Origin of the sequence: Nocardiopsis deserti, assembly GCF_008638355.1 — a bacterium.
In the GTDB taxonomy this organism is placed as follows: Bacteria; Actinomycetota; Actinomycetes; order Streptosporangiales; family Streptosporangiaceae; genus Nocardiopsis; species Nocardiopsis alborubida.
Window position 1 is genome coordinate 329654 of sequence record NZ_ML703350.1, and the last position, 12523, is coordinate 342176.

At 74.1% G+C, this 12523-nt stretch carries 15 protein-coding genes; 7 read left to right on the top strand and 8 right to left on the bottom strand.

Features of this window, described 5'->3' with window-relative positions; genetic code table 11:
* Positions 1–244 precede the first annotated feature (244 nt).
* From FYW99_RS08805 to FYW99_RS08815, 3 genes are read right to left on the bottom strand one after another with little or no spacing between them, the layout of a single operon-like run.
* Positions 245–988: a response regulator gene (locus FYW99_RS08805; protein ID WP_150251518.1), complete on the bottom strand. Its 744-nt coding sequence runs from the start codon at positions 986–988 to the stop codon at positions 245–247.
* A complete protein-coding gene (locus tag FYW99_RS08810; RefSeq protein WP_223838873.1) occupies positions 985–2133 on the bottom strand; it encodes a sensor histidine kinase in 1149 nt (382 codons plus the stop codon). The genes FYW99_RS08805 and FYW99_RS08810 overlap by 4 nt, the downstream gene beginning before the upstream one ends.
* 26 nt (positions 2134–2159) lie before the next feature.
* The gene (locus FYW99_RS08815) at positions 2160–2939 is read right to left on the bottom strand and encodes a hypothetical protein (protein WP_150251520.1); all 780 of its coding nucleotides are present in this window, start codon (positions 2937–2939) and stop codon (positions 2160–2162) included.
* A gap of 183 nt (positions 2940–3122) precedes the next feature.
* Here FYW99_RS08815 and FYW99_RS08820 point away from each other — a divergent pair, with 183 nt between their 5' ends.
* A complete protein-coding gene (locus tag FYW99_RS08820; RefSeq protein WP_150251521.1) occupies positions 3123–3878 on the top strand; it encodes an SAM-dependent methyltransferase in 756 nt (251 codons plus the stop codon).
* A gap of 54 nt (positions 3879–3932) precedes the next feature.
* On the opposite strand, the gene FYW99_RS08825 is transcribed toward FYW99_RS08820, so the two are convergent.
* Positions 3933–4415: a VOC family protein gene (locus FYW99_RS08825; protein ID WP_150251522.1), complete on the bottom strand. Its 483-nt coding sequence runs from the start codon at positions 4413–4415 to the stop codon at positions 3933–3935.
* Positions 4416–4699: 284 nt separating this feature from the next.
* On the opposite strand from FYW99_RS08825, the gene FYW99_RS08830 reads away from it, so the two are divergent.
* Together FYW99_RS08830 and FYW99_RS08835 are read left to right on the top strand one after the other, a co-directional pair.
* Entirely contained in the window at positions 4700–5497 is a 798-nt protein-coding gene (locus tag FYW99_RS08830) for a class I SAM-dependent methyltransferase (RefSeq protein ID WP_150251523.1), read from the top strand.
* Between the two features lie 158 nt (positions 5498–5655).
* The gene (locus FYW99_RS08835) at positions 5656–6063 is read left to right on the top strand and encodes a MarR family winged helix-turn-helix transcriptional regulator (RefSeq protein WP_150251524.1); all 408 of its coding nucleotides are present in this window, start codon (positions 5656–5658) and stop codon (positions 6061–6063) included.
* Between the two features lie 36 nt (positions 6064–6099).
* Here FYW99_RS08835 and FYW99_RS08840 read toward each other — a convergent pair whose 3' ends face one another.
* Positions 6100–6672, bottom strand: coding sequence for a GNAT family N-acetyltransferase (locus FYW99_RS08840; RefSeq protein ID WP_150251525.1), 573 nt, complete (start codon positions 6670–6672; stop codon positions 6100–6102).
* Positions 6673–6869: 197 nt separating this feature from the next.
* On the opposite strand from FYW99_RS08840, the gene FYW99_RS08845 reads away from it, so the two are divergent.
* Positions 6870–7061 (top strand): hypothetical protein, encoded by a 192-nt coding sequence (locus tag FYW99_RS08845; RefSeq protein ID WP_150251526.1) that lies wholly within the window; start codon positions 6870–6872, stop codon positions 7059–7061.
* 93 nt (positions 7062–7154) lie between these two features.
* On the opposite strand, the gene FYW99_RS08850 is transcribed toward FYW99_RS08845, so the two are convergent.
* Positions 7155–7784: a TetR/AcrR family transcriptional regulator gene (locus tag FYW99_RS08850; RefSeq protein WP_150251527.1), complete on the bottom strand. Its 630-nt coding sequence runs from the start codon at positions 7782–7784 to the stop codon at positions 7155–7157.
* A 72-nt stretch (positions 7785–7856) separates the two neighbouring features.
* On the opposite strand from FYW99_RS08850, the gene FYW99_RS08855 reads away from it, so the two are divergent.
* Both FYW99_RS08855 and FYW99_RS08860 read left to right on the top strand, forming a co-directional pair.
* Positions 7857–8582 (top strand): GAP family protein, encoded by a 726-nt coding sequence (locus FYW99_RS08855; protein ID WP_150251528.1) that lies wholly within the window; start codon positions 7857–7859, stop codon positions 8580–8582.
* 108 nt (positions 8583–8690) lie between these two features.
* Positions 8691–9431, top strand: coding sequence for a sensor domain-containing protein (locus tag FYW99_RS08860; protein ID WP_150251529.1), 741 nt, complete (start codon positions 8691–8693; stop codon positions 9429–9431).
* Positions 9432–9541: 110 nt separating this feature from the next.
* Here the strand turns inward: FYW99_RS08860 and FYW99_RS08865 are convergent, their stop codons facing one another.
* A complete protein-coding gene (locus FYW99_RS08865) occupies positions 9542–10405 on the bottom strand; it encodes a LysR family transcriptional regulator (RefSeq protein ID WP_150251530.1) in 864 nt (287 codons plus the stop codon).
* A gap of 68 nt (positions 10406–10473) precedes the next feature.
* Here FYW99_RS08865 and FYW99_RS08870 point away from each other — a divergent pair, with 68 nt between their 5' ends.
* Positions 10474–11532 carry an EamA family transporter gene (locus FYW99_RS08870; protein WP_150251531.1) on the top strand — a complete coding sequence of 353 codons (1059 nt, stop codon included), beginning with the start codon at positions 10474–10476 and terminating at the stop codon, positions 11530–11532.
* Here the strand turns inward: FYW99_RS08870 and FYW99_RS08875 are convergent.
* The gene (locus FYW99_RS08875) at positions 11504–12448 is read right to left on the bottom strand and encodes a DUF3592 domain-containing protein (RefSeq protein ID WP_150251532.1); all 945 of its coding nucleotides are present in this window, start codon (positions 12446–12448) and stop codon (positions 11504–11506) included. The genes FYW99_RS08870 and FYW99_RS08875 overlap by 29 nt on opposite strands.
* Positions 12449–12523: the final 75 nt, after the last annotated feature.

Consider the following 12523-nt stretch of genomic DNA (forward strand, 5'->3'; position numbering starts at 1 on the left):
ATGGCCCATCGGGTCGGGCCCGCATCGAGGCGGGCCGAGAACGGAAGGAAAGCCGTTCCGCCCGCGCGGTACGCCGAGCAGGCCCCGCCCGTCCTCCCAGGACAGGGCGCGGCGCGCGGCGGGCGCGGACGCCCGCCTACTCCGTGACTGCGACTGCCATCATGCGCGGCAGTCTAGACGCTGTCACCGCGTCGGCGCACCGGAAATACCTGACCGCTCCCCGCGCCGCCCCGGACCGACGCCCTCAACGCGGGTCCTCGTCGCGGGGCTTCCCCGTCCCGGGGCGCCGGTCGCCCACCAGACCCGTCTCGTAGGCGGTGATCACCAGCTGCGCGCGGTCGCGCGCCCCGAGTTTGGCACGCAGCCGCCCGATGTGCGTCTTGACCGTGGCCAGACTCAGGTGCAGGTGCTCGGCCAGTTCGGTGTTGGACAGGCCGCGGGCGATCAACCCGAGGACCTCCACCTCGCGGTCCGTGACGCCGTCGAGGGCACGGGCCGGAGGGCGTTCCGGCTCGGGGCGGCGCGCGAACTCGGAGATGAGCCGCCGGGTGACCGAGGGGGCCAGCAGGGCGTCCCCCGCGGCGACGACGGCGATGGCGTCCAGGACCCGCGACGGCGGCGTGTCCTTCAGCAGGAAGCCCGCCGCGCCCGCGCGGAGGGCGGCGTAGACGTACTCGTCCAGGTCGAAGGTGGTGAGGATGAGGACGCGGACGCCCGCCGTCGCGGGATCGGCGCAGATACGCCGGGTGGCCTCGATGCCGTCCAGCCCGGGCATGCGGATGTCCATGAGGACGACGTCGGGCCGTGCGCGGCGGGCGAGTTCCACGGCCTCGGCTCCGTCGGCGGCCTCGCCGACGGCGCTCAGCCCGGGGGTGTGGTCGACCAGGACGCGGAAACTGCCGCGGACCATCGCCTGGTCGTCGGCGACGAGGACGCGCGTGGCCCCGGTGCCCTCTCCGGTCCCCGTCGCCCGCGTCGGTCGGGTCACGGCGTGCCCTCCTGTCCGGTCGGCAGTCGTACGGCCACCGCGAAACCGCCCTCCGGACGGGGGCCCGCGGTGAAACCGCCCCCGCACATCATCGCCCGTTCCCGCATGCCCAGGAGGCCGTGTCCGCCCGTAGGGCCCCCGGACGGGCGACGGGAGCCCTCCGCGGGCCCCTCGTCGACCACCTCGATGTCGACCGCCGCGCCGTCCGAGGCGACGGTCACCTCGCACCGGGTCGGAGCCGCGTGCCGGACCGCGTTGGTCAGGGCCTCCTGCACGATCCGGTACACCATGAGGCGCGTGCCCTCCGGAACGCCCCGCATGCCGCGGACCGTCAGGCGCACGTCGACCCCGGCCCTGCGGGCGTCCCGCGCGAGTCCGTCGAGACCGTCCAGGCCCGGTGCCGGGGCCAGCGGGGCCTGTTCGGTGCGCAGCACCCCCAGGGCGCGGCGCATCTCCGTCAGAGCGGACCTGCTGGTCTCCTCGATGTCCCTGAGCGCGACCCGGGCCTCGCGCGGGTCGGCCTCCGCCACGTGGGTGGCCACACCCGCTCTGACGGCGATCAGGCCGAGGTTGTGCGAGACGACGTCGTGCAGGTCGCGGGCGATGCGCAGCCGTTCCTCGGTCAGCGCCCGCTCGGCCCGCCGCCGCCCCTGGGCCCGGTGGGAGCGCACGGCGAAGCCCGCCGCCCAGGCGCCGCCGACCACCAGCACCACCAGGGAGGCCAGGCCGACCGCGTCCTGCCGGTCCCCCGCCGGGGTGATGACCGCCTCCCCGACGTACACCCCGGCGGCGGCCGTCGTCAGCGCGGCGACCAGGGCCGGGACCGAACGGCGGGCGGGCTCGGCCAGGCCCACCAGGTAGGCGGCCAGACCCGCCGCGGTGTAGGGCTCCCGGGTCAGGTCCAGGAGGGTGGCGGCGGTGAGGGCGGCCAGTACCGCGCCCAGCACGGGCAGCGGCCAGCGGCGGCGGACCGCGACGGGCAGGCCCACGGCCGCGGCGACGGCCCAGGGGAGCCAGACCGGGCCGCCGTAGGCCGGTTGCCCGTCGGCCGGGGACAGGTGCGCGAACCCGGCGTAGACCGCGGTCAGGACGAGGGCCGCCGCCAGGTCGGCGGCGTACGCGTGGCGGCCGGTGGTGCGGTGCATCGCCCGACAGTATCGGCCCACTCCCCTCAGCCCGCCTGTCCGAACGCGAACATCAGCCCCAGGGTGCCCAGCGTGACCAGGACCCAGAGCACCACCGCTGAGCGGCGGGGCCGCGGTCCCTCGCGCAGCAGAGCCAGACCCAGCGGCAGCAGGGCGGCGGCCAGCCCGGCCAGGGCCACCAGCGACCACGGTGTTGTGCCCTTCAGTACGCCCAGCGGCAGGGCCGCCGTCAGCGCGAGGGCGAACGCGCGGACCGGGCCCAGCACCCGTGTGCGCCAGGCGCCGAGAGCGAGCACGACCCAGCCGGACAGGACGGCGAGGTTCAGGACGGAGAGGACCTGGAAGGCCCCGTAGGTGTCGGAGACGATCCGCGTGGCGGTCGCGGCGCCCTCGGCGCCGACCAGCCGGAAGGCCATGTGGTCCGCTCCGGCGTGGAAGGTACGGGTGAACAGGCCGGACATCGCCAGCAGCCCGCCCCACAGCCCCCATCCCGGACCGCGCGCGCCGACGCGGGCGGCGAGTACGGCCACGGCGGGCCACAGCAGCAGGTTGCCGACCGCGAAGAGGGCGTACGCGGTGGCCGTCAGGCCGGAGTGTCGCTCGTACGCGGCGAGCTGCCCGGGAAAGAAGAAGTCGAAGCGGACGCGCAGCAGGGCCCCGGCCAGCATCAGCAGGGGCCCCAGAACCATGGCGACGCCGCCCACCCAGCGGCCGGGGAAGGCGTCCGCGCGTTCCACGGGGAGTACGCGGCTCGGTCCGCTCGCGGCGTGCGGGGTGCCGTGGGTGGTGCGTGGTGGAGGAGTCATGCCCCGACGATGCCCCGCCGGGCCCGTCCCCGGCGTCGGACCGGGGTCTGGATCCGGGCGTCAGACCCGGGTATGACCGGCGGCCCCGGCGCCCCGGCGCGCCGACAGGGCCCTCGCGGGGCGGGCGGCTCCGCGCCCCGAAAACGGGTGGACGTGCGGTGGCGTCCGAACCAGAGTGGCCCGATGACCACACCACCCCTGCCTCCCCTGTACCGCGAAGCCGACTTCAACGGCCCGCTCTCCGACGCCCACGCCGCCAGGCTCATCCGGAACCTGGACTCCCTGGAGGGCAGGCGGATCGTCGACATCGGCTGCGGCTGGGCCGAGCTGCTGCTGCGCGCCCTGGAGAGCGAGCCGACCGCCACCGGGTTCGGCATCGACCTCGGCGAGGAGTCCGTGGAGCACGGGCGCGCCAACGCCCGGGCCCGCGGACTGGCGGACCGGGTCGAACTCGCGGTCGGTGACGCGGGCGCCTGGTCCGGTACGCACGCGGACGTGGTGGTCAACAACGGCGCCAGCCACGTGTGGGGCGGCGACCCGGTGACGCACACCGTCAACGCCCTGGAGGCGGTCGCCGACCTGCTCCGTCCCGGCGGCCGGTTCCTGTTCGGCGAATGCTTCTGGCTGCGGGAGCCGACGCCCGCGGAGTTGGAGGCCATGACCGGCATCCCGCGCGCCCAGTACCGGTGGCTGCCCGACCTGGTGGACCTCGCCCTCTCCCACGGTTTCCGGCTGCGGGCGCTGTCGCAGGCCACCCTGGAGGAGTGGGACGACTTCGAGTCCCGGCACTCCCGGGGGCGGGAGGAGTGGCTGGAACGCAACCCCGACTCCCCCGACGCCGACGAGGTCCGGGCCAGGGCGGACCGGCACCGCAACTTCTGGCTGCGCGGCACCCGGGAGACGATCGGCTTCGCCTACCTGTCCCTCGTCCGGGTCTGATCCCGGACGCGGCCGTCCGCGCCGCCGTCTCCCGGCGCGGACGGCCGCCGCGGGTCAGGCCGCGTCCGCGGCCCGGCGGATCTCGGGCAGGTCGATCCGGCCCATCTTGAGCATGGCCTGCATGGCGCGCCCGGCCCGGCCGGGGTCGGGGTCGGCCAGCAGGTCGTCGAGCTCGGCCGGGAAGACCTGCCAGGAGAAGCCGAAGCGGTCCCTGAGCCAGCCGCACTGGCCCTCCTCGCCTCCCTCGCTGAGCTTGGCCCAGTAGCGGTCGGACTCCTCCTGGCTGTCGCAGATCACCTGGAGGGAGACCGCCTCGGAGAAGGTGAACTCCGGGCCGCCGTTGAGCGCGGTGATCTGCTGGCCGTCGATCTCGAAGTCCACGGTCAGCACCATGTCGGCGGGCCGGGGCCCCTCGGGGCCGAAGTGCCGGACCCGCAGGATGCGCGAGTTGTCGAACAGCCCCACGTAGAAGCGGGCCGCCTCCTCGGCGCGGGTGTCGAACCACAGGCAGGGAGTGATCTTGTTGAGCCGTGTCATGTCTGGTCCTCTCCGTGTGCGGCGCGGTCCTGCGCGCGCCCGCCCTACCCGTGATGACGCGTCCGGGCGGCGGAACTCATCGGCCCCGGCGAGGTTTTTCCCAGGAGTTTCTTCTCTCTCGCCCGACCGTCCGCAGCCGTCCCCGCGGCTTCGGGAGAACCACCTCCCAACAGGGGCATCCCATCATCCGTCTCGAATAATGAGAATGAAATCTCATTCACAGAGATATCGGTGTAGGGTCCGAGGTGTTCGCTCCCGCCTGCGACCCACGAGAGGGCGTTCCGATGACGCGCTACACCCACGGCCAGCACCCGACGGTCACCGACTCCTACCGCTGGCGCGACGCGGAGAACTCCGCCGCCTACGCCCTCGACCAGATGGTCCCCGGCCGCTCGCTGCTCGACGTGGGCTGCGGCCCGGGCAGCATCACCGCCGACCTCGCCCGCAGGGTCGCTCCCGGGCGGGTCACCGCCGTGGACGCCTCGGCCGAGGCCGTCGACCTGGCCCGCGCCAGCGCGCGGGAGGCCGGGGTCGACAACGTCGAGTTCCGGGTCGGCGACGTCCACGACCTGGACCTGCCCGATGGCGCCTTCGACGTCGTCCACGCCCACCAGGTCCTCCAGCACGTGGCCGACCCGGTCCGGGCCCTGGCCGAGATGCGCCGTGTGGCCGGACCGGGCGGGGTCGTGGCCGCCTGCGACAGCGACTACTCCGGCATGTACTGGTATCCGCGCCTGCCCGAGCTGGACGCGTGGATGGACCTCTACCAGCGCGTCGCGCGCGCCAACGGCGGCGAGCCCGACGCGGGGCGGCGCATGGTCTCCTGGGCCCGCGAGGCGGGGTTCGAGGACGTCACCTACGTGGCCGAGGTGTGGAACCACTCCTCCCCCGAGCGCCGCGCCTGGTGGGGCGGCATGTGGTCCAGGCGGATCCTGGAGTCGGACATGGGCCGTCAGGCGGTCGCGGAGGGCCACGCCACCCGGGAGGAGCTGGAGCGCGTCTCGGCGGGCTGGACGGCCTGGAGCCAGGACCCCGACGGGGTGTTCGTGATCCCGCGCGGCGCGATCCTGTGCCGGGTCTGACCCGCCCCCGAGGGTTCGGGGCCCGGGTGCGCGTCGCCCGCCGCGCCCGGGCCCGCGCCGACACCGCTTCCGGTCGTTGGCGGTGCGGCGCGCGGCGATCTATCTTCGACGTATCTCGAAGAGTGGACGCCCGCACAGTCCCCACCGGAGGGAGCACCATGTCCGACCTGCCGATCGGCTACTGGCTCAAGCACCTGGACCGGCTCATCGAGAACGACCTGGACCGGGCCCTGGCGGCGGAGTCGCTGGGGCGCCGCCACTGGCAGGTGCTCAACTCCCTGCACACCGACCCCGGCACGATCGCCGACCTGGACCGCAGACTCGCCGCGTTCCTGGACGAGGGCGAGTACAGCGTCACCCCGGTGGTCGAGGAGCTGCGCCAGCGAGGCTGGGTGGAGGGCCTGGTCTCCCTGAACCTCAGTACGGCGGGCGAGACCGCGCACGAGGCCCTCTTCGCCAGGGTGAACGACTCCCGCCGCCGTATCTCGCGGGGGATCAGCGACGAGGAGTACCGGACCGCGGTCAACGTGCTGGAGCGGATGTCGGCCAACCTCGAAGAGGGCTGACGCGGCCGGGCCCCGGACCGGCCGCGCCCTCACCGGTCAGGGGACGGGCAGTTCCCGGGTGAGCTCGACGAAGGCCAGATCAGCACGCTTGGGCAGGCCGAAAGTCGCGTCACCGTAGGGGAAGGGCTCGGTCTTGCCGGTGTTGGTGTAGCCGCGCCGCTCATACCAGGCGATCAGCTCCGGGCGCTGCTTGAGCACCTTCATCCGCATCAGGCGGCAGCCCCACTCGCGCACCGCGGTGTCCTCGGCCTCGGCCAGGACCCGCTTGCCCAGGCCCCCGCCCTGGACGCCGGGCCGCACCGAGAACATGCCGAAGTAGGCGCCGTTGACGCCGCGCTGGAGCTCGCAGCAGGCCACGATCCGCCCCTCGGCCTCGGCGACCAGCACGATGGTGTTGGTGCGCCCCAGCAGCTCGGCCATGCCCCCGGCGTCCACGCGCTGGCCGTCGAGCAGGTCGGCCTCGGTGGTCCAGCCCTCCTTGGAGGAGTCGCCGCGGTAACAGGAGTTGACCAGCTCGACGAGCGCGGGGACGTCATCGGCGACGGCACTCCTGTAGGACAGGTCGGTCCAGGGCCCCGAAGCCGTCTCACTGCTGGTGGTCACACGCATCTCCCCCGTTGGTTCCGGCCGCTGGCCTCCCCAGTATCGGCCACCGGACATAGCGAAAAACACGGACCCCTGGGGCAAGAGGGGCGCAAGGGAGGTCCGGACGCGAGCTGATGTGCGACGGGCTCTGGCTGGTCTGACGCTCCGGCCCGGGCGGTGCTTCTGAGGTACCGCGCGCCGCACGCGGGGAGGATACGGGGGTGAGCGTTCTCGACGTGTTCCTGGCGGTGGTGGCCATCGTCGTCGTCGGTGTGATCCCGTTGGCCGTCTGTGTCGTCTCCATCGTCGACGACTTCCGCTACGGCGGCAGCCGGTCGGACAGCGGCCACCGGGGCGGCGGCGAAGGCGGGTCCGGCGGGGGTGGTGACGGCGGCGGAGGAGGGGGCTGTTGACCCTTGCGCGGCCGGGGACGGCTGCGAGGGCCCGGCGGAGAATCCCACCGGGCGCCGCCGCCCGGCCACCCGCGCTCCCCGGCTGCCGACCGCTCAGGAGCCCCCGCGGTACCGCCAGGCCTCCTCGGCCCGGGCCAGGAAGGCGCGCAGCTCCCGTCGCGCCTCCTCGGGGCCCTTCATGCCCGGGGTGACCATCAGCTGGAGGGCGAGCCCGTCCACCTGGGTGTGCAGGTATCCGGACCACTCCTCCACCCACGGGTCGGGGTGTGGTCGGAAGGGGTCGTCCACCGGCTGCCCGGTGAGGGCGCCGACCAGGAGCCGGTAGAGCCTGCGCTGACTGTTCCAGTGCTGTTCCCGGTCGCGGTCGTACTCCCCCAGCAGCCCGGCGGCCTCCCAGGCGCGGTACTCCGCGCGGCGGGTCGCGTCCAGGGGCAGGAGCTGCTCGGCGTACTCGGCCATGCGGTCCAGGAACGGGGTGTCCGGTGACTGGGCGCCGTTCAGGGCCGTCACGCGCGCGGTGACGCGCTCCTCGGACAGGTTCATGGCGAAGACGAGCAGGTCCTCGCGCGTCTGGAAGTAGTGGCGCAGGGCTCCGGGGGACCAGCCCGCCTCGGCGGCGACGGAGCGGATGGACACGGCGGCCGGGCCGGACTCGGCGATGACCCGCCACAGGGCCTCGGCCAGCTCCCGGCGGCGCTGTTCGTGGTCGACGATCTTGGGCACCTCCCCTTTCTAACACACCTGTGTTATTTTATTTGACACAGGTGTGTGAAAACGAGAGCGGGGGAGAACCCGATGCCGTCCCTGGAAGTGCTGCTACCGGTCGCCGGACTGGCGCTGCTGGACACCCTGAGCCCCGCCACCATCGGAGTCTCGCTGTACGTGTTACTCAGCGGGGCGCGGTCTGTGGCCCGTCCCCTGTTCGCCTACCTGGGCACCGTCGCCGCCTTCTACTTCGCCCTGGGCTGCGCGCTCATGCTCGGCCTCGGCTTCGTGTTCGAGGCCCTGGACGACCTCGCCGACAGCCCCGTCCTGGGCTGGGCGATGGTGGTGCTGGGCGGGGGCATGCTCGCCTACGCCCTGTTCATGCCGAGCGGGCCGCGCCAGCAGCGCAGGCCCGCCTCGCTGCGCACCGGCGCCATGGTCGCGCTGGGCCTGGCCACCGGCCTGCTGGAGGGCGGCACCGCGCTGCCCTACTTCGGCGCGATCGGCATCATGACCACCGCCGGGCTCTCCGCCGCGGCCTGGGTGCCCCTGCTCGCCGCATACAACGTCGTCATGGTGCTGCCGCCGATCCTGCTCTACCTGGTCCACCGCGCCTTCGGCGAGCGACTGCGGCCCCGGATGGAGCGCTGGCGGGCCAAGGTCGAGTCCGGTTCCCGCGAGGCCATGGGCTGGATCATCGGCATCGTCGGCTTCCTGGTCCTGCGGCACGGGCTGTGGCTCGCGGGGCTCTTCGACGGAAGCGTCAGCTTCGGGCCCGTCACCTTCGAGGCCGCCGCACTCCTGGGCGGCCTGTGACCGGAACCCGCGGCGCGGCGGCGCCGACGCGGGGTGGAGCCAGCACCACCCCCGGCCCGCACCCGTACCGCCCTGACTCCGGGCTCGGACGGGCGTAACTTCGGGGCCATGGACACGACCCGCAACCCCGTCGCCCGACTCCTGGCCGACACCCGTTACACCCTCCTGGGCCTGCCGACGGCCCTCATCGCCTTCGTGGTCGTCCTGACGGGCCTGGCCGCCGGGGCGGGCACCGCCGTCGCCGTGGCGGGCCTGTTCCTGATGACGGGCACCCTGTACGCCGCACGCGGGTTCGCCCACGTCGAACGCATCCGCCTGGCCGACCTCGGACGCCGACCGGTGGTGCGACGCCCCTACCGCTCCCCCGCCCCCGGAGCCGGTCCCCTGCGCCGAACCCTGACCCCGCTGGCCTGCCCGCAGAGCTGGCTGGACGCCCTGCACGCGCTGGTGCTCCTGCCCGTGGCCGTGGTCGGCTTCTGCCTCACCGTCACCTGGTGGGCGGGCGCCCTGGCCGGGCTGCTCCAGCCGCTGTGGGGCTGGTCGCTGTACACCATCCCCGGCTACACCGACGTGGGCACCTACCTGGTGCCCGAGTCCCCGGTGCTGGCGACCACGGTGGTGCACATGCTCGCCGGGGTGCTGTTCGCCCTCACCCTGCCCCTGGTGGCGCGCGCGTGCGCCCACGCCCAGGCCACGCTCGGCCGCGCCCTGCTGCTGTCCCCCGAGGACCCCCACGTGGGCGTGTACACCGCGGCGCCCCGACACGAGGAGCCCGTGCAGCCCGCGCGGTACCACGGACAGGCGCAGTACCACGGACCGAACACCGCGCCCGTGGCCACGGGCGCGTGAGATCCGCGGCCCGGCGTGTCCCCGCCGCCGCCCGCCCCGTGGGGGCCGGGCGGCGGCGTCGTCAACGGCCACCGCACGCGGCACCGGCCGGATCCGCGTGACCGCGCCGCTCAGGACCGTTTCCGCTCCCCGTACAGGTTCGAGAGCAGCGCCACGGCCGCGAAGGTGGCCGGGTGCGGGTCGTGGCGCCGCCAGAGCACCCGGACCGGGACGCGCGGGGCGTCGCCCACCAGGCGGAAGGCGATGCCGTCGCGCCGGTACTGGGTCACGGTGCTCTCCGCGGTGATCCCGACGCTGCGCCCGGTCGCGATCCCGGCCAACCAGTCGTCGATGTCGTTGACGTGCTCCAGGACCGGGCGCGCCCGCTCGGGCCACAGTTCGGCGGTGGTGGTGCCCGTGCGGCGGTCGACGAGCACGTGGCGGTCGGCGATCTCGGCCAGGCGGATGGAGCGGCGCCGGGCCCAGGGGTCGTCGGAGGCCATCGCGCAGTAACGGCGCTCCCACCCGACCAGGGCGCTGTCGAAGCGGCGTTCGTCGAAGGCGGCGCGGACCACGGCCAGGTCGCACAGCCCCTCCGCCAGCCCGCCGGTGGGCGAGTTGGTCCGTACCAGATGCAGGTCCACGTCGGGGTGGCGGGCGGCCCAGAGCCGCTGGAACTCGGCGGTGTGGCGGCCCACGGCCGACCACGCGTGCCCCAGGCGCAGGCGGCTGTGCCCGGTGCTGGCCTCGCGCACCAGGTTGTCGGCCTCGGCCAGCACCGCCCGTGCCCGGGCCAGGACCTGCACGCCCGCCGTGGTGGGGGCCACGTCGCGGCTGGTGCGGTGCAGCAGCCGCACGCCCAGAAAGCGTTCCAGGGCGGCGAGGTTGCGCGAGACGGCCGCCTGGGAGGTGCCCAGTTCGAGGGCGGCGTCGGTGAAGCTCCCGGTGTCGACGATGGCGACCAGACAGCGCAGGTGACGCAGCTCCATGTCCATACGCACAGCGTATAGACGGCCTGCCGCATGCATTTTGCGTATGCGCCGCCGGGCCGCATGCTCGCCCCATGGAGACCTCGACGGGAACGGTGCGGCAGACGGCCGCCTCCGGAGCGGACCCGGGCGCCCGCGGGCGACTGGCCGGAACGCTGGTGATGCTGTGCGGCGGGATGTCCAATCAGCTGGGCGCTTCCACGGCCGCGCTGGCCTTTCCGGTGATCGGCCCGGCCGGTGTGGTGGCTGTGCGTCAGTGGGTCGCGGGACTGGTGCTGATGTCGCTGGGACGTCCTCGGCTGCGCTCCCTGACCTGGCCGCAGTGGTGGCCGGTGCTGTCCATGGCGGTGGTCTTCGCGACCATGAACCTGACCCTGTACCTCGCCGTCGACCGGATCGGCCTGGGCCTGGCTGTGACCCTGGAGTTCCTCGGGCCCCTGACCGTGGCACTGGCCGCCTCACGCCGGTGGGTGGACCTGGGGTGCGCCCTGGCGGCCGGGGGCGCGGTGGCCGTGCTGATGCGCCCGCAGCCCAGCAGCGACCATGTGGGCATGGCGCTGGCCCTGGTGGCCGCCGCCTGCTGGGCCGGTTACATCCTGCTCAACCGCACGGTGGGGCGGCGGGTGGCGGGCATCGAGGGCTCGGCCGCGGCCGCCGGGGTCTCCGCGCTGATGTTCGTGCCGGTCGGGGTGTGGGTGCTGGTGCACCACCCGCCCACCCCTGCCGCCCTGGCCTGCGCCGCGGCGGCGGGAGTGCTGTCCTCGACCGTGCCGTTCCTGGGGGACCTGTTCGCCCTGCGCCGGGTCCCGGCCCGCTTCTTCGGCCTGTTTATGAGCGTGCACCCGGTGATGGCCGCCCTGGCGGGGCTGGTGGTGCTGGGCCAGGAGCTGGACGGTCCGGACTGGGCGGCGATCGGGGCGGTGGTGGCCGCCAACGCCGTCAGCGCCCTGACCGCGGGGCGCGCGGGGAGCCCCGGGGGCCGGTGCGGCCGCGGTGACGCGAGGCCCGGCGGCGCGGATCCTCCCCTCCGTCGGCGCGGCCGCCCTGCGGGGCCGTGCAGCCGCGCCGTTCGGGGCAGGACGGCCCACGGAACCGCTCACCCGGCTAGAGGGGAGCCGACAGCAGGAACATGAGGCCGACGAACGTTCCGGTGAAGACGAAGCCGAGGCCGATGACGACCATGATCGCGCGGGGTCCGCACCCCCACGTGTGGGCCTCCGGAACCGAGAACCGCGCCGGAGCCCCGGGGTCGTACCTGACCCGCGCGTGCTGTCCCGCGGCGGGGCGGTAGGAGGTGCTGGAGCGGCGGTAGCGGCGGTGCACCTCGCGCCCGTCACCGGCCGAGAAGTGCACGGTGAACGGGTGGGTGTACACGCGGCGGCGGTTCACCGTGGCGTTGCTGGCCTCCCTCCAGGCGTCGGTGACGGTCCCGACGGCCTCTCCGGTGTAGCCCCGGCCGCCCGCGCGGTCGCGCACCGCGGACACGGTCACGGAGAGGAGCATGCCGAGGCCGACGACGGTGAACAGGAACGGCAGGTACCGGAAGAGACCGCCGCCGTCCCCGATGGTCAGGGCCAACGCGACGACGACCGCGGTGAAGGCGGGCACGGCGAGCATCGACAGGACCGCGGAGGCGATCGCCTTTCCGCCGCCGGGGCGGCGCCCGGGCCGGAGCGGGTAGTGGCCGGTCGCCGGGCCGGGGAGGGCGGCGCTCTCCACCCGGACGAGCCGCGGGTCCCCGGGCGAGTGCAGCAGTTCGACCGGAGTGCCCTCGCGGACGAGGTAGCCGCCCAGCCCGGAGGTGTCGACCGCTTCCCGTTCCCGGCCGTGGACGTCCTGGAAGGCCACGGTGACGGTGTGGCCGCGGAGGCTTCGGGTGAGGGGGTGCACCGAGGTGATGATTCCCCGCGCGCGCACGCCGGATCGGTCCAGGAGACGGGTCTCCCGCCGGGACCGCAGGGCCGCCGACAGGTCCTTGGAGCCGGAGTGGAGCGAGTACGCGGAGAAGAGGACAAGGAGGAGAAGCGAGAGGAGGCCTTGAGGGTCCACCGGGTCGTTCTACCAGAGCGCTGACCGCCGTAGAAGAGGCGTACGGGGTCCGGTTCCGGTCACGGAGCGCGGTTC